Consider the following 18,252-nt stretch of genomic DNA (forward strand, 5'->3'; position numbering starts at 1 on the left):
ATATTTAGAAAGTCAGACTTGCCTCTATGGAATGGTTTAAACGACAAAAGAACAAGCAGCAAGTGGGTATCAGTTACACCGATATGCATGTCAGCACTGTCGCCTTGACGCCGCCATCCGAAGGGGCCAAGCCGGTGGTGTCATTTGCCGCGGTTGAGCAGGTACCACTGCATGCGACGTCCACATTGCGTCACTTTGTGACCAAAAATGACCTCAAGACCTTGCCGTGCAACCTGGTGCTTAATGTTGACCAATACAATATTGTGCAGATTGATAAACCGAATATGCCGGACAACGAAGTGAAACCTGCGTTGCGCTGGAAATTGAAAGGTTTGCTGGACTATTCGGTCGAGCAAGCGGTCGTCGATGGTATTGATGTGCCGGTAGACCCTTCTTACGCAAATCGCCAGCCATTGATGTTGGCAATTTGTGCTAAAAAAGCCATCGTTTCTGCGGTGGGTAATCAACTATCCGAGGCGGGCTTTAACGTGAAGTCAGTCGATGTGCATGCGCTGGTGCAACGCAATATTGCCCATTTGCTCGAACACGAAGACCGTGCGCTGGTGACGCTCAGCATTTTGCCACGCGGATGTTTGCTGACGTTTACGGCCAAAGGCGAGTTGTATCATGCGCGCCTGATTGAGCTCGATCGTGATTTTCTGAATGACCGCGGCGAGCTGTTCAAGAGTAACTTTGACAAACTGGTGCTGGAATTACAGCGTTCGCTGGACAGTTTCGACCGTCAGTTCCCTTACCTGAGCCTGAATCGCCTGGTGGTCGCCCCCGTGGCGAATCGCGACTACCTGGTCAGCGGCTTGAGTTCCAGTCTTTATGTGCCGGTGAATGTCTTTAATCTGGAAGATATTGTCGAGTTGCCTGCCGACCAGGACTTCTCCAGCCTGGAAAAACAAGCCATGCTGTTACCCGCTTTAGGCGCTGCCTTGCGTCAGGAGACGGCGGCATGAGTCAGCAGATTAACCTGTTTGAAGGTGGGCTGGTTAAATCCAAAGACTGGTTCAATTTACCTTTTGTCTTCGTCATTTATGTGCTGGCAGCTGGCGTGATGTTTTACCTGTCTACTGGCCTTGAAGCAGAAAATGCTGCCTTGCAAACGCAGCGCAATCAAGCCGTGACGCAATATGAAACCATGCAGAAGAAGGTGGATCAGTTTGCGCAGCGCGTGACGCCAATTGATAACAGCAAACTTGAAGTCGAGTTAAAAACCCTCAAAGGCCGCTTTGATATGCAGTCGCAGATTCTGGCGATTTTCCAGCAATCCATCTCTGATGCATCAAATCACCTGGTTGATTACATGCGTGCCTTTACCGCACAGCAACAAGCAGGGTTATGGTTGACTGGCTTCAGGATTGAGCCTGGTACTCAGCATATTTCACTGACCGGGCAGGCATTGCAGTCTGAAGCTATTCCGCAGTATCTGGATTTGCTGTCTGCACAACGCATTTTTGAAGGCACGCAATTCTCCGGCATCCAGTTCAAGCAAGTGGAGTTACAGCGGCCGCAATCGCCAGCAACGGCGCCTGCTGTTGCCGCACCGCCCCCTGCTGCGGTGCCTGAATCAATGCCTGCTGGTAAAGGCGCACCTGATGCGGCTAGTAATGCCGCCCCGGCATCGGTAGCGCCGCCAGCAACCGCGAGCCAAGCCGCGCATGAGGAAGAAGCTAAGCTGCAGGTATATGCCTTCGAAGTAAAAGGACGCGATTTGCAAAGCCAGGCAAAACGCGAGAACAGCGTGAGTTGGGATGACTTTGTGCGTCAAACCACCCAAGCTCAGCCGACGCCAGGGAAATGACCGATGCGATTTGAGCAATTTCAGACAGTGAGTAACAAATGGCTGGCGCTTTCCCAACGGGAGCGCTGGATGATTTTTGGCGCCGGCTTGTTTGCCGTGGTGGGCCTGATGGATACGTTTTTGCTGGAGCCACAGCGTGTGCAACTGGCGAGTACGCAGCAGGAAGTGATTAAGATCCAGAACGATACAACGACCTTGACTGAGCAAATGACGACGATAGCCACGCAGGCTGCGCCGCCACCAGCCACGAATGCCTTGCAACATGATATTAATGAGGCCACGCAGCACATTAACAGTCAGTCTGCTGATCTGGTCAAGGTGTCTTCTTATATGGTGCCGCCACAAGACATGGTGGCATTGCTGAAAAAATTATTGCAACAGCATGCCGATGTGCAAGTGGTGGAAATGCAGTCACTGCCTGTGGTCGACTTTATCGAGAAGCAGAGAAAACAATTACAGACACAAGCCGACACTGCGTCAGGTGGTGCGGCACCAGCCAATGCTGAAGAAGTGTGGAAGAATGTGCCGCATGTGTATCAGCATGCCGTGAAAGTGCGCCTGAAAGGTAAGTATTTTGCATTGATGGCTTATGCACAATCTTTAAAAGCCATTGGGCAAAAGCTGGCCTGGGAAAGTGCTGAGCTCAAGGCTGAGTATCCAGACAGCGAATTGACGGTTCAGGTGTATACCCTGAGTGGTGAAAATGCATGGTTGGGGATTTAGCATGCGCTTGTTGATGACAATAGTTTTAATGATGAGTCTGGTGCAGGCAAGTGTTGCTGCCGCTGATGGCATGGTTGATCCAACCAAACCACCAGCTTCAGTCATGGCGTATTTGCCGAATACACAGGCGCAGATAGAGCGACCATGGGAGCTCACTGCCTTGCAAGACAACGGTAAAAATGGTTTTGCTGTGGTGAATGGCCAGATGGTACAAGTGGGTAATAGTTACGAGGGCTTTAAATTGTCGTCGGTAAAAAATCAGCAAGCTGTGTTTATCAGCAAGCTGGGCGAGAAGAAAGTACTCAGGATGGGCTTGTCCAGTTTTATGGAACCAGTGCAGCCACCGGCAGGCATCAAGAAAACGGCCAAAAAGATTAAAAGAACAAAGATTGAGAAATAAAGTGACAAACACTTGCAGGTCCCGCTTAACGGGATAAGCAAGGGAACATCAATAGAGAGACTGCTATGAAAACATTTGTGAATACCTTGGGTTTGATGATGATAGGTGCCGGGTTGGCTGGATGTACCAGCAATCCGTTTGCGCCTCCAAATACATCAATTAACCCTAAAATTCAGAACGAATTGGCGACATCAGCGGCCAAGGCTCAAGCGCAGGTGACGCCACCGCCGAAAGAGGTCACAGATGAATTATTCGAACCTCTCAAGATTGAGCCGCCCAAGGCATTAGCCAAACGCGTTGAACCCAGGTTTGACCTGGTAGTGAACAAAGCACCTGCCGCTCAGGTATTGATGGGCATTGTGTCTGGCAGCCCTTACAGCATTGCATTGAGCCCGGAGCTTAAAGGCGAGATTTCAATCAACTTGCGCGACGTGACTTTATTTGAAGCACTCAATGCCTTGCGTGATTTGTATGGCTATGAATACAAAATGAGTGGCAAGCAGATTTTTGTCGAGCCGCAAACCTTGCAGACTCGTGTGTTCCAGGTGAATTACATTACGGGTGCGCGTAGAGGCACTTCCGCAACGCGCGTGACCTCTGGTACTGCCAGTGGCTCTGGTGCCGGTGGCGCGGCAGGCGTAGCTGGTCAGGCGGCAGCCATGACCGGATCAGGGACAGGTAGCGGTACGGGTACTGGCACCGCAGCAGGCAGTGGGACTTCTGGCGCGTCTAATCTGCAAGTGTATGCCTCCGATGTGAGTATGCGTACCAATAATGACTTCTGGGACGAAGTTGCCGGTTCCCTGAGCAGCCTGATTGGTGAAGAAAACGGCCGTAAAGTCGTGATTAATGCGCAGTCTGGCCTGATCATGGTGAAAGCTATGCCTAAAGAAATCCGCCAGGTTGAGAAGTTTTTGAGCCTGATGCAGGTGACCGTAGACCGCCAGGTGATTCTGGAAGCCAAAATCATCAAGGTGCAGTTAAACAGAAACTCGCAACAAGGGATTAACTGGGCAGCCGCCAGACATACCCGTGGCCGCGATGTGACCTTTGGTAACATCAATGGCAATGCCTCATTGAGTGAAACTGGCGATTTAACCAATGGCACCGTGACGACGACTGAGCCTGGTGCATTAAGTAATAACGCTGTCACTTCCCTTGGTGGCTCAATGTTCGCGCTGGCGGTGCAGGGCAAAGGCTTTTCGGCTTTACTGAACTTCCTCGAAACACAAGGGAATGTAGAAGTGCTTTCCAGTCCGCGTATTGCGACCATTAATAACCAGAAAGCCGTGCTCAAGGTGGGTAATGACGCTTTTTATGTCACTAACGTGAAAACCAATGTGACAACAACAACAGGTGGCGCGATTGTGACACCAGATATTCAGCTGCAACCATACTTCTCTGGTATTTCACTGGACGTGACACCGCAGATTGATAGGGATGACAATATTATTCTGCACGTGCATCCATTTATCAGTGATGTGACACAAGTGAACCGTACTGTGACCTTGTCCAGTGCCAACGGCGGCACTTATACCATCCCAACGGCGTCGTCTAACATTAACGAAACAGACAGCATTGTGCGTACCAGAGATGGCAGCGTGATTGCCATTGGTGGCCTGATGTCTGAAACTGTCGACAATACCCGTACCAAAGTGCCTGGCCTGGGGGATGTGAAGTTCCTGGGTAACTTATTCCGTCAGAAAGATCTCGCCAGCACCAAAACTGAACTGGTTATTTTGCTGAAATCGACCGTGGTGCGTAGTGGCGAAAGCTGGGCGCAAGATATGCTTGATAGTCAGGACCGGGTTGATAAACTGAAGAGTGATATCAGTTTTTAGGAGCGGGCATGTACCTGCAGCATTTTGGGTTGAAGGAATATCCGTTTACCATCACCCCGGATACCAGTTTTTATTATGCAACGCGTAGCCTGCAAGAGGCGCTGAATACGCTATTGATTGCGATTCAGTCCGGCGAAGGCTTTGTCAAAATTACCGGCGAAGTGGGCACCGGTAAAACCTTGTTGTGCCGCCGCCTGCTCAAGGCGTTGGCGCCCAGTTGCAAGGTGGCATTTATCCCCAACCCTTACCTTGATCCACATGCCTTGCTGATGACGCTGGCGACTGAGTTTGGCGTGGCGTTCAAGCCTGATTTTACCCATCATGACATGATTGATGCGCTTAACCGCAAGCTACTCACATTTGCTGATGAAGGCCGCCACGTGGTGGTGTGCCTGGACGAAGTACAAGCCATGCCGCTGGAAACACTGGAAGCTTTGCGCCTGCTGAGCAACCTCGAAACCGAGAAGCGCAAATTGATACAAGTAGTGATTTTTGGCCAGCCGGAGTTGGAAGAGCGCATTAATCATCCCTCCATTCGCCAGTTACGTCAGCGTATTGGCTTCGAGTATCACCTCAAAGGCCTGCAGTGGTCAGAATTGGGGTTTTACCTGAATCATCGTATGCATATTGCTGGGTATCAGGGAGGCATGGTGTTTACGCCTGCCAGCCTGCGTTTGCTCTACCGCTATGCCAATGGTATTCCCAGGCTGCTGAATATTCTGGCGCATAAATCTTTGCTATCAGCATTTGGGCGTGGTCAGCAAGGCGTCTCTGCAGAGGATGTCAGGGCTGCCATTATGGATACCCAGGCAAGCGTCAAGGCGCAGCATCGCTGGTTAGGGCATGGCTTTAAGTGGTGGGTGACATTGCATACGGCCATGGCAGGTCTGGGTCGTTAGTTAACTATTGGGGAAGCACTTGAGCTTAATTAATCAGGTATTGCAAAATGTTGAGGCCCGTCAAGGCGGGGCAACGCTTGATGCCAGCGCTGGCAATGCCTGGGCTGGGCAGGTCAAGCCAGTGTTATCCCATTCAGGATCAGTTGCCACGGCCTGGATCGGTAAACTGGTATGGGGGCTGTTGCTCTTGGCGTTGGTCGGCGCATTGCTGGTCAATTGGCCAATGCTGGTGGCGCGCTTTTATCCAAAGCCTGTGGCTGTACAGCCAGTGCCGTCAACGGTAGCAATCCCTGTGGTGCCGGCCGCCGGGGCAGAGATCAGCACGGCGGAAGCGGCCACGCCTGCCACTGCCGACAGTCCAGCCTGGTCGCATCCGCAGTTCACCAAAGCATTATTTAGCGCGTGGCAAGCGCCAGTGAAAGACATTGCACAGCCATCCCTTAAGCCGGCGGTGACTAAACCGGTCAGCGCTAAAACCATACCGCCGCAAGTGGAGGGTGAGTTTACGATTAACCCCGCTGAAGGTACGGCAGCCAACCCTGTAGTGACTGCCATTGAGCCAGGCAATGCCGTCAAACTCGCTAAAAATAGTGAGGAAGAGTCAGGTCCTCGCGGTGTGGTGAACAAGCAGATACGTCCCGAGCAAGAAGTGAACTTGCTGATTCAACGCGCTGTAGACCAAGAGCAAAAAGGGCGTTTGAATGAAGCACTGGTCATCTTGCGCCAGGCGTTAACGACTTATCCGCAGTCAGAGGATGCGCGACAGTTGCTGGCAACTTATTTGTTCGAGTCCAAGCAGGAGCCGGAAGCGGTGGCTGTACTGCAAGCCGGAATCAAGCAGTTTCCCGGGCAAATTGGCTTATCCAAGTCACTGGCCAAATGGCAGCTGTCGCACGCCCAGCCTGAAGCCGTATTGCAAGCGCTGAAGCCGGTTGCCAACCTGTTGATACAGGATGCAGAGTCGCAATGGATGCTGGCCATGGCCTATCAGCAGACCGGGCAACATGCCGCCGCTTTACCGCACTTTGATCGCGCCAACGTGTTGCGGCCCGGGCATGCACAGTGGATTGTGGCTTATGCTATTTCTTTGCAAGCGGCGGGTCAGCCTGCACAGGCCTTGCAGCAGTTGCAACAAGCTTATAACTTGCCGTTAAGTGATCGTTTGTCAGAGTTTGTCGGGCAACGTATCCGCCAGTTGGGTGGCGTTGCAGTCGTGCGTAGCGAGTAATATCAGTCACGCTTCGTTTTTCAAGGTGCGGGCCAGCACCAGCGCCGTCACCTGCGTTGCCCCAGCCTGCTTTAATACTTTGGCCACCGCGTGCATGCTGGCACCCGTGGTCATCACATCATCCACAATCATCACATGCTGACCTTGCCAAGAGCGGTGCGTGGCAAATGCGCCGCGCAAATTGCGTGTTCTGGTTTTCATATCCATGCCTGCTTGTGTCGGCGTATCAATCACACGTACACAGCCTTCAAGATCTAAAACGATGCCACAGTGATGATGCACCTGTTTGGCTAATTCCAGCGCATGATTAAATCCGCGCTGTTTAACGCGGTTGATGTGCATGGGCATGGCCATCACCACCTGTGGTTGTGCGGTCTCTGCGAAAATCGACACTTGTGTGAGCAGGCTGTTTGCCAGCACATTGCCCAAAGACAATTGTTGATGGTATTTGAATTGATGCAGCAGGCGATTCAACGGGTAGGCGTACCGGAATGGCGTCAGCGTATGATCAAAGGCTGGCGCATGCTGCAGGCAGATGCCGCACAGTGCGCCTGATGAGGTGGGGAGTGCGCATTGCGGACAGCGTGGCGAGGTATACCAGGGCAGCAAGTCAAAGCAGTGACTGCAAAGTGCTGACTTGCGAGCGCGATCTGCGGTGGCTGGTGCATCACACAGTACACAGGGCAAGCTTGAACCAAGCCATTGCTGTAGTTGCTGGTAAAGTTGGATGTGATTAAATTTTAATCTATTGTAAAATTTTTTCACGTCATATTTTAAACAACATATAATTCGCCCGGATTATTCATACAATTTTATTGCGTGGTATTTATGGAACAACAAACCTCTGCTGCCGCTTGTGGCAGCGAAATACAAACCTCTATCATCAACCTGGATGGCTTGAAACCTTCGGCTGCGTGCCACCCGACGGTTGAGCGCTGGCGCGTAGAAGACATCATGGCACTGTTTGAACTGCCATTCAATGACTTGCTGCACAGAGCCCAGACGGTACACAGAGAACACTTTGACCCGAATGCGGTGCAAGTGAGTACTTTGCTATCGATTAAAACCGGTGGTTGCTCTGAGGATTGCGGCTATTGCCCGCAAGCCGCGCGTTACCATACCGAGGTGGAAAATGAGCCATTGATGAAGCTGGACGACGTGCTGGCTGCCGCCAAAGCCGCTAAAGACAGTGGTGCCAGCCGCTTCTGCATGGGTGCTGCCTGGCGTGGCCCCAAACAGCGTGACCTGGATCCGGTGTTAAAAATGATTTCTGAAGTGAAAGCCATGGGCCTGCAAACCTGCGCCACCCTGGGCATGCTTAAAGACGGCCAGGCCGAGCAGTTAAAAGAGGCCGGGCTGGACTACTACAACCACAACCTGGATACTGCGCCAGAGTTTTATGGTGATGTGATTACCACCCGAACTTACCAGGACCGCCTGGATACGCTGGATCGCGTGCGCAGCATGAATATCAATGTCTGTAGTGGCGGCATCATCGGCATGGGCGAAAGCCGCGCGCAACGTGCAGGCCTGGTCGCACAATTAGCCAATATGGAACAGCCACCAGAAAGCGTGCCAATTAACTTGCTGACCCAAGTCGAAGGCACACCGTTGCATGGTACAGATCCATTGGATCCGCTGGAGTTTGTACGTACCATCGCGATTGCGCGTATCACCATGCCCACCAGTTTTGTGCGCTTGTCAGCAGGCCGCCAGAGCATGGGTGAAGCCGTACAGACTTTGTGCTTCCACGCGGGTGCCAACAGCATTTTCTACGGTGAAAAATTGCTCACGACAGGTAACCCGGAAGTGGAGTCGGATAACGCTTTATTCAGCAAACTTGGCCTGAAGAAGATCTAATGAGCGATTTGCTGGAGTCTTTACGCGCGGATCTGGATAAGCGGCAAACACTGGGCCTGATGCGTCAGCGCCGTTTGCTGGATTCGCCGCAGGCCGAGCATATTACCGCCAATGGCCAGCCATTTCTGTCGTTTTGCAGCAATGACTACCTTGGTCTGGCCAATGATGCTGCGCTGGTGACTGCGCTGCAAGACGCCGCGGCAGAGGCGGGTGTGGGCAGCGGGGCTTCCAACCTGATTACCGGCCATCACCGTTATCATGACCAGTTGGAGCAGGCACTGGCGGCGTTTGTCGGCCAACCGGCCGCTTTGCTGTTCTCGACTGGCTATATGGCCAATATCGGTGTTGTCAGTGCCTTGATGGGCCGTGAAGATGCGGTGTTTTCCGATAAGCTTAACCATGCTTGCCTCAATGACGGCGCGTTTTTATCACGTGCCACGCATCACCGCTTTCCGCACAACGATGTGGCTGCGCTGGAAAAACTACTGCAAGCCAGCACAGCACGCCACAAGCTGGTGACCGCCGATGCGGTGTTCAGCATGGATGGCGATATTGCGCCACTGGCTGCTTACCTGGCACTCTGTGAGCGCTACGATGCCTATCTCTACGTAGATGATGCGCATGGTTTTGGTGTGCTGGGCCCACAAGGCCGCGGTTCGCTCAAACATTTAGGGTTGCAGTCACCACGATTAATCATGATGGGCACACTGGGCAAGGCCGCTGGCGTCGCTGGTGCGTTTGTCGCCGGTGAAAAAATTGTCATCGATTACCTGATCCAGTATGCGAATAGCTATATCTATACCACCCCGGCACCGCCGCCGCTGTCAGCCGCATTGCTGGCTTCGGTCAAGGAAATCGAACACGGGGATGCGCGCAGAAAGCAATTGTTTGACATGATTGCCTTGCTCAAAAGTGAGCTGTCACTTTCACGCTGGCACCTGCTGCCGTCGGAGACGGCGATTCAGCCACTGGTGGTGGGTGATACCCACGAGGCGCTGGCACTGAGTCAATATTTACAGGCGCGCGGTATTCTGGTGCCTGCCATTCGTCCGCCAACCGTGCCTGCGCATACCTCGCGTTTACGCATTTCATTGTCGGCTGCGCATAGTGAGGCGAATGTGCGGGCACTGATTGCTGCATTGCATGCCGCAGAGCGTGAGATTCCGGCCGGGACGCAGCCATGAGTTGTTTTATCGAAATCATGGGCCAGGGCAAGCCATTGGTTTTGTTACATGGCTGGGGTATGAATAGTGCGGTCTGGGAGCGCGTGGTCAAGCGCCTGTCTGCCAACTACCGTTTGTTCCTGGTTGACCTGCCCGGCATGGGCCAAAGCCGCCCCGTTTATCCTTACCATTTGCACAGCCTGGCTGAAGCGGTGGCCGAAGAGATTCCGGGCGTGTCTACCATCCTGGGCTGGTCACTGGGCGGCCTGGTGGCCCAGCAGATTGCACTTAACCAGCCGGACCGTGTTGAAAAACTCATCCTGGTGGGCACGAATCCTTGTTTTGTCAGCAAGCCTGATTGGCCAAACGGCATTGCGGCCAGACATTTTGAACAGTTCAATGAGCGCTTCGAGCAGGATTTTAATGCCACCTTGCTGAACTTCCTGACCTTGCAATGCATGCATGCCAAAGACGCGCGTAGCACTGTGCGCCAATTACGCACAGCTTTTGCGGCCAAACCCACGCCGACGCAAGACAACCTGAACCAGGCGCTGGATATTTTGTTGCAAACGGATTTGCGTGAAGAAGTTGGCCGTTTGTTCCAGCCGACCTTACTGATCCATGGTGACCGTGATACTTTGGCGCCTCTCTCAGCGGCCCACTGGCTGGCCATGCATATGCAGCGCGCCCAGTTACGCGTGATTGCCGGCGCCGCGCATGCACCGTTCCTGTCGCATGCGGATGCTTTCTGCGAGTCTGTAGAAGCATTTATGGCTGACGACCTGACATCACCACAAATGAGTAGCTAAATGCAGGACGTTTACCAGATCGACAAGTCGCGCATGCGGCAGTCGTTTCACCGTGCCGCCAAACAGTATGATGCGGCTGCTATTTTGCAGCGCCAGGTGCGTGAAGAAATGCTGAGCCGCCTGGACGTGGTCAAACTCGAGCCTGAAGTCATCCTGGATGCCGGGTGTGGTACCGGCCATGGCTTGCAGGCCTTGCTCGGGCAGTTTAAAAAAGCACAGGGCATTGCGCTGGATATTGCCGAAGGCATGCTGGCGCGTAGCCGCACATTATTTCCCTGGTATCAATTCTGGCGGGCCAAGCCACGTTTCGTCTGTGCCGATATTGAATCGCTGCCCTTGGCTAACGCCAGTGTGGATATGGTGTGGTCCAACCTGGCGGTGCAATGGTGTAATGATCTGGATGCAGCGTTGCAAGAGTGGCGCAGAGTATTGCGCCCGAACGGTCTGCTGATGTTCGCCACGCTGGGGCCGGATACGCTTAAAGAGTTACGTGCCGCCTCAGGCGCTGACCATACCCACGTCAGCCGGTTTATTGATATGCATGATATCGGCGACGCGCTCACACGCGCTGGCTTTAGCGCACCGGTGCTGGATGTGATGCATTACACCTTGACCTACGATACGGTGGAATCCTTGATGCGTGACCTCAAGGCCATCGGTGCCCATAATGCCACGGCAGGGCGTGCCAAAGGTTTGAGCGGAAAAGGATTTTTACAGCAATTGCGGCAAGGCTATGAAGCGTTCCGCCGCGACGGTAAATTGCCTGCCACTTATGAAGTGGTATTTGTCCATGCCTGGACTGGCAGCCAGCCTTACACGGAGCCGGGCACCAGCACGGTACAGTTTATGCCGCGTAAAGCAGCGCATCCGGATTAAGCATGCGCAATTTGCCACGCCATTTTTTTGTCACCGGCACCGATACCAGTGTAGGTAAAACGACAGTCACCGTGTGCTTGATGCAGCAACTGGTGGCGCAAGGCCTGACCGTGATCGGCATGAAACCGGTGGCTTCCGGTTGCGAGTGGCGAGATGGCCGCTGGCAAAATGACGATGTATTGCAATTAACGGCGGCCTCCAATGTCAGCGCGCCGCCTGAGTTGATTAATCCCTATTGTTTCGAGCCAGCCATTGCCCCACATATCGCCGCCGCCCAGGCGGGGGTTGAGATCGATTTTAACGTCATTCAAACGGCCTATACACAACTGGCCACTATGGCAGATGTGGTGATTGTTGAAGGCGCGGGTGGTTTATTGGTGCCGCTTAATGCCAGCCAAACCATTGCCGATTTAATTCAGGCATTGAATCTACCAGCATTGCTGGTAGTGGGCATGCGGCTGGGCTGTATTAACCATGCCTTACTCACGGCGCAAGTGCTCAAACAACGAAATATTGATTTCTGTGGCTGGGTAGCGAACAGCATAGACCCGCAGATGTCACGACCACAGCAGAACTTGCAAACCCTGATAGAGGGGTTGCAACAACCGCCTTTGTTAGAAGTCCCTTTTCAGGAGTCACTTCACTAAATGGATCAGTCATTGCTCACCCGTATTGAGTTACGCGCACCAGTCCCGCCGATGACGCGATGGCTGATTATGTTGAATGTGCTGGTGTTCGTCGTTATGCTGTTTGGCGGCGCTGGCTTCTGGCATTCTCCGAATACCGTACAACTGACCTGGGGCGCCAACTTTGCCCCTGCCACGGCGGATGGTCAATGGTGGCGCTTGGCCAGTGCCATGTTTTTGCACTTTGGCGCCTTGCATCTGGGCATGAATATGCTGGCCTTGTGGGATGGCGGCAAACTGGTCGAGCGCATGTTTGGTGCCGTCCGTTTTGTGGTGATTTACCTGGTCAGTGGCGTCGGTGGCAACCTGCTGTCGCTGGTCATCCAAGGCAATGATGCTGTATCGGGTGGCGCTTCCGGGGCTATTTTCGGGATTTATGGCGCGCTGCTGGCGTATGTCTGGTTTGGCAGAAAGCAAATGCAGGCACAGGAATTCCGTTGGTTGTTCTGGGGTGCGTTACTGTTTTCTGCCCTGACCATTGCCATGGGCTACATCATTCCAGGCATTGATAATTCGGCGCATATTGGTGGCTTTGTCACTGGCATGGTGATGGCAACGCTTTTGCTACCGGTCACCATCGTTCCCAGTAAACAATTAACACTGACGCAATGGTTGGCGGCCGTATCATGGGTGGTAGCGCTGTTTGTCTTGGTGACCCATTTGCCTACGCCCAAATATCGCTGGCAACAAGAAGTCGCGATACAAAAGCAGGTGCAAAAGCTCAATCAGGTGGACCAGAAAGCGCAGCAGAAATGGCGGCAGATCATACTGGAAGGCCGTGAGGGTAGTGTCAGCTTTGATGACATGGCGGCGCAGATTGACGCACAGGTCGCCACGCCTTATGAAGAAAGCTTTGAAAAGCTATCAGCGTTACCGGAAGATCCTAATTTGCCGTCTGCGGCGTTGTTAGAGCAGGCTAAAGCCTATGCCTTGCAACGCAGTGAAGCCAGCAAAGCGGCCGCAGACAAGTTACGCAATGTGCCGTTTATGCCGGGTAAGTCTGCGACGCCCTAAGCGCGTGAGCCGCCAGACGGTGTGGCTGCAATCAGCCTGGCTTCAGGGTAGCTGACTTGTGTGGCCGCCATTTGCTGCACGAAGGCTTTGGCATTGGCTGCCCAGGGCTGTGTCGTCAGGTTTTCCAGCATCTCTCGCAGGGCGTGGTTCATGCTGTCTTGGCTGAATGGTGAAGCTAATACCTTGCCCGCCTGTGCTGCCTTGATATAGCTGGCATAACCACAGACTTCGGTCACCAGTAATGGCAGGCCTGCCGTCATCGCTTCAATCAACACGATCCCGGCCAGCTCAGAGCGCGCAGCATGGATCAGCAAGTCACAACCCAGCATCAGGGCTGGAATATCTGGCCGGCCGCCTGCTTCTATGCAGCGTTCGGCCACACCGCGTTGCGCAGTGTAAGCTTGCATATTGCTGCTGGACTCAAATTCACCGACGGCCAATAACCAGCAGCGTTGTTTCAGCGCATCTGGCAGGCTACTCAAGGCATCAATCGCGCGGTCTACCCCTTTGCGTACAAACGCCGACCCGACTGTCAGCAACACAATCGCATCGTCAGGCAGGTTAAACGTGTTGCGTACATAGGTGCGGTGATCCTGGCCCGCCAGGCTGCTGAAACGCTGCAGTGGAATATTGGGTGGGATCAGGTGAAAACGCGCATTATCGGTGCCATACCAGCGCTGGAACATAGCCTGGTCATGCTGGTTAAGTAACAAAATATGGGTAGAAGCCTGTTTGCCAAACACGGCATTTTCCATGGCCGAGAAAAACCGATAGCGGCCAGACAGTTTTTTGTACCAGGGCTCGTGGTACATGCGCTCGGCATAGCAGGGGTCGGCGGCAAAATAGACATCCAGGCCGGGCATGCGGTTAAAGCCCACTACACGGTCAAAACCGTGTTGTTGCACGGCGTGTTGCATTTGCCTGATTAACGACTGGTGTCTATGGTGGTTCAGCCAGCCCTTGGCTTTTAATAAGTGGACGGTGATATCTGACGGCAAATCGCCACGCCATTCGCCGGTGAAGATTGTGACTTCATGGCCGAGGGCGACGCAGTCTCTGGCAATGCGCAACATATCGCGCTGCACACCGCCGTAAGGAAAGTATTTGAATATAAGAAACGCAAACTTCATGCGATGGCATTGTATGCGAAAATAGCGGCCATGAAACGCATCCTGATTGTCAAAACCACCTCTATGGGCGACGTGATCCACGCCCTGCCTGTTGTTGAGGATATACTGCAACACTTTCCTGATGCGCATATTGACTGGCTGGTAGAGGCCAGCTTTGCCGATATTCCGCGCCTGCATCCACGTGTAGCGCAAGTGTTTACCGTCGCCGTGCGTCGCTGGCGCAAACAGTGGTGGCGTCGCCAGACCTGGCGTGAAATTGCAGCGGTGAAACAGGCCGTCGCTGCTCAGCCTTATGATCTGGTGCTGGATTTACAGGGGCTGGTGAAAAGCGCCGTGATGGCGACTTGGGCCCGTGGGCCGCGCCATGGTTACGACAAACACTCCATTCGTGAGCCCTTGGCCAGCCGGTTTTACCAGTATCGGTATGCCATTAGCTATCGCCAGCATGCTGTCGTGCGTATGCGCACGCTGGCAGCGCGGGCGCTCGGCTATGCCGTGCCGCAAAACAAACCTGCATATGGGCTGGCAGGCTTGGGTCAGCACGCGCCAGCCGAGGCTTTTCTGGCGCTGCATGCGACTAGCCGTGATAGCAAGTTATGGCCTGAAGAGCACTGGGTGGCTTTGGGACAGCACTATGCCAGGCAAGGTTTGCATATGTGGTTGCCTTGGGCCAGTGATAGCGAAAAAGCGCGTGCTGAAAGAGTTGCGGCGCTGGTCTCGCAAGCCCAAGTACCACAAGCGCTGGTGCTGCCTAAGCTCAGTCTGCAACAACTCGCCAGCCAGATGCCGCAAGTGCGCTTCGCTGTGGGGGTGGATACCGGTTTATCACACCTGGCAGCCGCGCTGGATATCCCCATCGTTGCTATCTATACCGATACCGAGCCTGCGTTTACCGGCGTGGCGGGCGGGCGTGTGGCAACTGCAGTCAATTTGGGTGGCAAAGGGCAAGTGCCTGCTGTGGCAACGGTGATTGCTGAAGTCTCGGCCATGGTGCGCTAGATCCTGGTCACATTTAAAAAATCACACACAAATTCACGCTTTACCCTTGAAATCAGTAGGGGCATCCCCAACCTTGGAAAGATATTGAGAGAAAAATGTTTCTATTGACATCTCTCACAGTGAATAGTGTTGAATAAGAAGGGGAGCCCCATGCAAGAACCAAATACACCTTCCGAGGTGCCCGCAAACGAATCCGCCGTGCATGAAGAGGTGCAAGCCAGCGTGGCTGATGCACACGAAGCACGCATTGTGGCCCTGGAAGCCGCGTTGGAAGAAGCCAAAGCGCAAGTGCTGTATGTCAAAGCCGAAGGTGAAAATATTCGTCGCCGTGCGGCGGATGATATTGATAAGGCACGCAAGTTTGCGCTGGAAAAATTCAGTGGTGAACTGCTGGCAGTGAAAGATAGCCTGGATGCAGCCTTGGCGGTTGAAAGCGAAGAAGTGGCCAGTTATAAAAACGGCGTCGAGCTGACAGCCAAGCAACTGCTCAGCGTGTTCGAGAAATTCAATATTGCTGAAATTAACCCGCTGGGCGAAAAGTTTGACCCGAACAAGCATCAGGCCATCAGCATGGTGCCTGCCGAAGGCGAGCCGAATACCGTGTTGAGCGTATTGCAAAAAGGCTACAGCTTGAATGAGCGTGTATTGCGTCCAGCCTTGGTCACGGTGATTCAGGCCAAGTAAAACTAAAAACCATTTAAAGAACAGGGGCTTGAAATCTTTCACAGCATCCCAATGTTCACTGCATCAGCAGATTAAAGATTAACGAATTTAAGGAACATATAATATGGCAAAAATTATCGGTATCGACTTGGGGACAACCAACTCCTGCGTCGCCGTGATGGAAGGTGGCAAGCCACGCGTGATTGAGAATGCGGAAGGTGCACGTACAACGCCTTCTATTATTGCTTATCAGGAAGATGGCGAGATTCTGGTCGGCGCCCCGGCAAAACGCCAGGCAGTGACCAACCCTAAAAATACCCTGTTTGCAGTCAAGCGTTTGATCGGCCGCCGTTTTGACGAAAAAGAAGTGCAAAAAGACATCGACCTGATGCCTTACACCATTGCTAAAGCTGACAACGGTGATGCATGGGTAGAAGTGCGTGGCAACAAACAGGCGCCACCGCAAATCTCTGCTGAAGTCTTGCGCAAAATGAAAAAAACCGCCGAAGATTACCTGGGCGAAGAAGTGACTGAAGCCGTGATTACCGTACCGGCTTACTTTAACGACAGTCAGCGTCAGGCGACCAAGGATGCAGGCCGTATTGCTGGCCTGGATGTGAAACGTATCATCAACGAACCAACCGCAGCGGCTTTGGCATTCGGTATGGACAAACAGGAAGGCGACCGCAAGATTGCTGTCTACGACCTGGGTGGCGGTACATTTGATATTTCGATTATCGAAATTACTGAAATCGATGGCGAACACCAGTTTGAAGTGTTGTCTACCAACGGTGACACCTTCTTGGGTGGTGAAGACTTCGATAACCGCATCATCGATTTTCTGGCCGACGAGTTCAAGAAAGAAAACGGTTTGGATCTGCGCAACGACTTGCTGGCCAAACAGCGCCTGAAAGAGGCTGCTGAAAAAGCCAAGATCGAATTGTCTGGCGCGCAGCAAACTGAAGTCAACCTGCCTTACATCACGGCAGATGCCAGCGGCCCTAAGCACTTGGTGGTGAAAATTACCCGTGCCAAACTGGAGTCCCTGGTTGAAGAGTTGATCGAGCGCACCATTGCACCGTGCAAAACCGCATTGAAAGATGCGGGCGTGTCTCCTTCTGATATTTCTGACGTGATTTTGGTGGGCGGTCAAAGCCGTATGCCAAAAGTGCAAGAAAAAGTGAAAGAGATTTTTGGCAAGGAACCACGTAAAGACGTGAACCCGGACGAAGCCGTGGCCGTCGGTGCTGCGATTCAGGGTGGCGTATTGAAAGGTGACGTTAAAGACGTGTTGTTGCTGGACGTGTCTCCATTGTCACTGGGGATTGAAACGCTGGGCAGCGTGATGACCAAGCTGATCAAGAAAAACACCACGATTCCTACCAAGGCGTCTCAAGTGTTTTCAACTGCTGAAGACAACCAGAACGCCGTGACCATTCATGTGCTGCAAGGTGAGCGCGAAATGGCGTCCGGCAATAAGAGCCTCGGTCAGTTTAACCTGAGTGACATTCCACCGTCACCACGCGGCATGCCGCAAATTGAAGTGACGTTTGACATCGATGCCAACGGTATTCTGCATGTGTCTGCCAAAGACAAAGCGACTGGCAAAGAGAACAAAATCACTATCAAGGCCAACTCTGGATTGTCCGAAGAAGAAATTCAGCGCATGGAAGAAGATGCGGCTAAATATGCCGATGAAGACAAAAAACTGCGTGAACTGGTCGATGCCCGTAACCAGGCTGACAGTGTATTGCACAGCGTGAAAAAATCGCTGGCTGAACATGGCGACAAGATTGAAGCCGATGAAAAAGCCAAGATCGAGGACGCGATTAAAGAGCTGGAAGCCGTGGCCAAGGATGGCGATGATAAAGAAGTGATCGAAGCCAAAACCAATGCCTTGATGGAAGCTTCGCAAAAACTGGGTGAGAAAGTCTACGCTGAACAACAGGCACAGGCTAACACCGAGAGTGCACAGCAAGCGGAAGGCGAAAAAACGGTTGAAGGCGATGTGGTGGATGCCGAGTTTGAAGAAGTGAAGAAAGACTAAGCTTGAAAGTGGCGGGTATGAAAATGCTCGTCCTTTTTTCAATGATGCCGGCAAACACACTACGCTGATCGCGGGTGTGTTTGTCTTTATGGCGCAAGCGCATT

General features: G+C 52.9%; 18 protein-coding genes. 16 read left to right on the forward strand and 2 right to left on the reverse strand.

The window, feature by feature from the left end; genetic code table 11:
* Positions 1-26 precede the first annotated feature (26 nt).
* The 7 genes from MET42_RS0103160 to MET42_RS0103190 all read left to right on the forward strand — a co-directional run bounded on the left by MET42_RS0103160 (position 27) and on the right by MET42_RS0103190 (position 6,901).
* Positions 27-965 carry a hypothetical protein gene (locus MET42_RS0103160; protein WP_019881312.1) on the forward strand — a complete coding sequence of 313 codons (939 nt, stop codon included), beginning with the start codon at positions 27-29 and terminating at the stop codon, positions 963-965.
* Positions 962-1,810, forward strand: coding sequence for a PilN domain-containing protein (locus MET42_RS0103165; protein WP_019881313.1), 849 nt, complete (start codon positions 962-964; stop codon positions 1,808-1,810). The genes MET42_RS0103160 and MET42_RS0103165 overlap by 4 nt, the downstream gene beginning before the upstream one ends.
* Before the next feature lie 3 nt (positions 1,811-1,813).
* On the forward strand, positions 1,814-2,533 hold the full coding sequence (gene gspM / locus MET42_RS0103170; RefSeq protein ID WP_019881316.1) for a type II secretion system protein GspM: 720 nt from the start codon (positions 1,814-1,816) through the stop codon (positions 2,531-2,533).
* A gap of 13 nt (positions 2,534-2,546) precedes the next feature.
* The gene (locus tag MET42_RS0103175) at positions 2,547-2,933 is read left to right on the forward strand and encodes a hypothetical protein (protein WP_029512306.1); all 387 of its coding nucleotides are present in this window, start codon (positions 2,547-2,549) and stop codon (positions 2,931-2,933) included.
* 65 nt (positions 2,934-2,998) lie between these two features.
* Entirely contained in the window at positions 2,999-4,774 is a 1,776-nt protein-coding gene (gene mshL, locus MET42_RS0103180) for a pilus (MSHA type) biogenesis protein MshL (RefSeq protein WP_019881318.1), read from the forward strand.
* Positions 4,775-4,782: 8 nt separating this feature from the next.
* Entirely contained in the window at positions 4,783-5,673 is an 891-nt protein-coding gene (locus MET42_RS0103185) for an ExeA family protein (protein ID WP_019881319.1), read from the forward strand.
* Positions 5,674-5,692: 19 nt separating this feature from the next.
* A complete protein-coding gene (locus tag MET42_RS0103190; RefSeq protein ID WP_019881320.1) occupies positions 5,693-6,901 on the forward strand; it encodes a M48 family metallopeptidase in 1,209 nt (402 codons plus the stop codon).
* 6 nt (positions 6,902-6,907) lie between these two features.
* On the opposite strand, the gene MET42_RS0103195 is transcribed toward MET42_RS0103190, so the two are convergent.
* The gene (locus tag MET42_RS0103195) at positions 6,908-7,588 is read right to left on the reverse strand and encodes a ComF family protein (RefSeq protein ID WP_232411260.1); all 681 of its coding nucleotides are present in this window, start codon (positions 7,586-7,588) and stop codon (positions 6,908-6,910) included.
* A 141-nt stretch (positions 7,589-7,729) separates the two neighbouring features.
* Between MET42_RS0103195 and bioB the strand changes: the two genes are divergently transcribed.
* The 6 genes from bioB to MET42_RS0103225 are packed head-to-tail and all read left to right on the forward strand — an operon-like array spanning position 7,730 to position 13,309.
* Positions 7,730-8,761 carry a biotin synthase BioB gene (bioB, locus tag MET42_RS0103200; RefSeq protein WP_019881323.1) on the forward strand — a complete coding sequence of 344 codons (1,032 nt, stop codon included), beginning with the start codon at positions 7,730-7,732 and terminating at the stop codon, positions 8,759-8,761.
* A complete protein-coding gene (gene bioF / locus MET42_RS0103205; protein ID WP_019881326.1) occupies positions 8,761-9,945 on the forward strand; it encodes an 8-amino-7-oxononanoate synthase in 1,185 nt (394 codons plus the stop codon). Before bioB ends, bioF begins: the two co-directional genes overlap by 1 nt.
* On the forward strand, positions 9,942-10,733 hold the full coding sequence (gene bioH, locus MET42_RS0103210) for a pimeloyl-ACP methyl ester esterase BioH (RefSeq protein WP_019881327.1): 792 nt from the start codon (positions 9,942-9,944) through the stop codon (positions 10,731-10,733). Before bioF ends, bioH begins: the two co-directional genes overlap by 4 nt.
* The gene (gene bioC / locus MET42_RS0103215; protein WP_019881328.1) at positions 10,734-11,609 is read left to right on the forward strand and encodes a malonyl-ACP O-methyltransferase BioC; all 876 of its coding nucleotides are present in this window, start codon (positions 10,734-10,736) and stop codon (positions 11,607-11,609) included.
* A 2-nt stretch (positions 11,610-11,611) separates the two neighbouring features.
* Entirely contained in the window at positions 11,612-12,256 is a 645-nt protein-coding gene (bioD, locus tag MET42_RS0103220) for a dethiobiotin synthase (RefSeq protein ID WP_019881329.1), read from the forward strand.
* Entirely contained in the window at positions 12,257-13,309 is a 1,053-nt protein-coding gene (locus MET42_RS0103225) for a rhomboid family intramembrane serine protease (protein ID WP_019881330.1), read from the forward strand.
* Here the strand turns inward: MET42_RS0103225 and MET42_RS0103230 are convergent.
* Complete coding sequence (locus MET42_RS0103230; RefSeq protein ID WP_019881331.1) at positions 13,306-14,439, reverse strand: glycosyltransferase family 4 protein; 1,134 nt, start codon at positions 14,437-14,439, stop codon at positions 13,306-13,308. The two genes, MET42_RS0103225 and MET42_RS0103230, sit on opposite strands and share 4 nt — an antisense overlap.
* Before the next feature lie 3 nt (positions 14,440-14,442).
* On the opposite strand from MET42_RS0103230, the gene waaC reads away from it, so the two are divergent.
* From waaC to dnaK, 3 genes are all read left to right on the forward strand, one after another.
* A complete protein-coding gene (waaC, locus tag MET42_RS0103235) occupies positions 14,443-15,438 on the forward strand; it encodes a lipopolysaccharide heptosyltransferase I (RefSeq protein WP_019881332.1) in 996 nt (331 codons plus the stop codon).
* 150 nt (positions 15,439-15,588) lie between these two features.
* Positions 15,589-16,122: a nucleotide exchange factor GrpE gene (gene grpE / locus MET42_RS0103240; RefSeq protein ID WP_019881333.1), complete on the forward strand. Its 534-nt coding sequence runs from the start codon at positions 15,589-15,591 to the stop codon at positions 16,120-16,122.
* Positions 16,123-16,225: 103 nt separating this feature from the next.
* On the forward strand, positions 16,226-18,148 hold the full coding sequence (dnaK, locus tag MET42_RS0103245; protein ID WP_019881334.1) for a molecular chaperone DnaK: 1,923 nt from the start codon (positions 16,226-16,228) through the stop codon (positions 18,146-18,148).
* The last annotated feature ends 104 nt before the right edge of the window (positions 18,149-18,252 follow it).

This window comes from Methylophilus sp. 42 (assembly GCF_000384155.1).
GTDB lineage: Bacteria > Pseudomonadota > Gammaproteobacteria > Burkholderiales > Methylophilaceae > Methylophilus.

What these genes read in the sequence shown, in the direction of transcription:
- bioD (WP_019881329.1), top strand. Translation starts at nt 11,612, where the DNA reads ATGCGCAATTTGCCACGCCATTTTTTTGTCACCGGCACCGATACCAGT.
- dnaK (WP_019881334.1), top strand. Translation starts at nt 16,226, where the DNA reads ATGGCAAAAATTATCGGTATCGACTTGGGGACAACCAACTCCTGCGTC.
- MET42_RS0103175 (WP_029512306.1), top strand. Translation starts at nt 2,547, where the DNA reads ATGACAATAGTTTTAATGATGAGTCTGGTGCAGGCAAGTGTTGCTGCC.
- bioC (WP_019881328.1), top strand. Translation starts at nt 10,734, where the DNA reads ATGCAGGACGTTTACCAGATCGACAAGTCGCGCATGCGGCAGTCGTTT.
- bioB (WP_019881323.1), top strand. Translation starts at nt 7,730, where the DNA reads ATGGAACAACAAACCTCTGCTGCCGCTTGTGGCAGCGAAATACAAACC.
- MET42_RS0103185 (WP_019881319.1), top strand. Translation starts at nt 4,783, where the DNA reads ATGTACCTGCAGCATTTTGGGTTGAAGGAATATCCGTTTACCATCACC.
- bioH (WP_019881327.1), top strand. Translation starts at nt 9,942, where the DNA reads ATGAGTTGTTTTATCGAAATCATGGGCCAGGGCAAGCCATTGGTTTTG.
- MET42_RS0103225 (WP_019881330.1), top strand. Translation starts at nt 12,257, where the DNA reads ATGGATCAGTCATTGCTCACCCGTATTGAGTTACGCGCACCAGTCCCG.
- MET42_RS0103230 (WP_019881331.1), bottom strand. Translation starts at nt 14,439, where the DNA reads ATGAAGTTTGCGTTTCTTATATTCAAATACTTTCCTTACGGCGGTGTG.
- grpE (WP_019881333.1), top strand. Translation starts at nt 15,589, where the DNA reads ATGCAAGAACCAAATACACCTTCCGAGGTGCCCGCAAACGAATCCGCC.
- waaC (WP_019881332.1), top strand. Translation starts at nt 14,443, where the DNA reads ATGGCATTGTATGCGAAAATAGCGGCCATGAAACGCATCCTGATTGTC.
- mshL (WP_019881318.1), top strand. Translation starts at nt 2,999, where the DNA reads ATGAAAACATTTGTGAATACCTTGGGTTTGATGATGATAGGTGCCGGG.
- MET42_RS0103165 (WP_019881313.1), top strand. Translation starts at nt 962, where the DNA reads ATGAGTCAGCAGATTAACCTGTTTGAAGGTGGGCTGGTTAAATCCAAA.
- bioF (WP_019881326.1), top strand. Translation starts at nt 8,761, where the DNA reads ATGAGCGATTTGCTGGAGTCTTTACGCGCGGATCTGGATAAGCGGCAA.
- gspM (WP_019881316.1), top strand. Translation starts at nt 1,814, where the DNA reads ATGCGATTTGAGCAATTTCAGACAGTGAGTAACAAATGGCTGGCGCTT.
- MET42_RS0103160 (WP_019881312.1), top strand. Translation starts at nt 27, where the DNA reads ATGGAATGGTTTAAACGACAAAAGAACAAGCAGCAAGTGGGTATCAGT.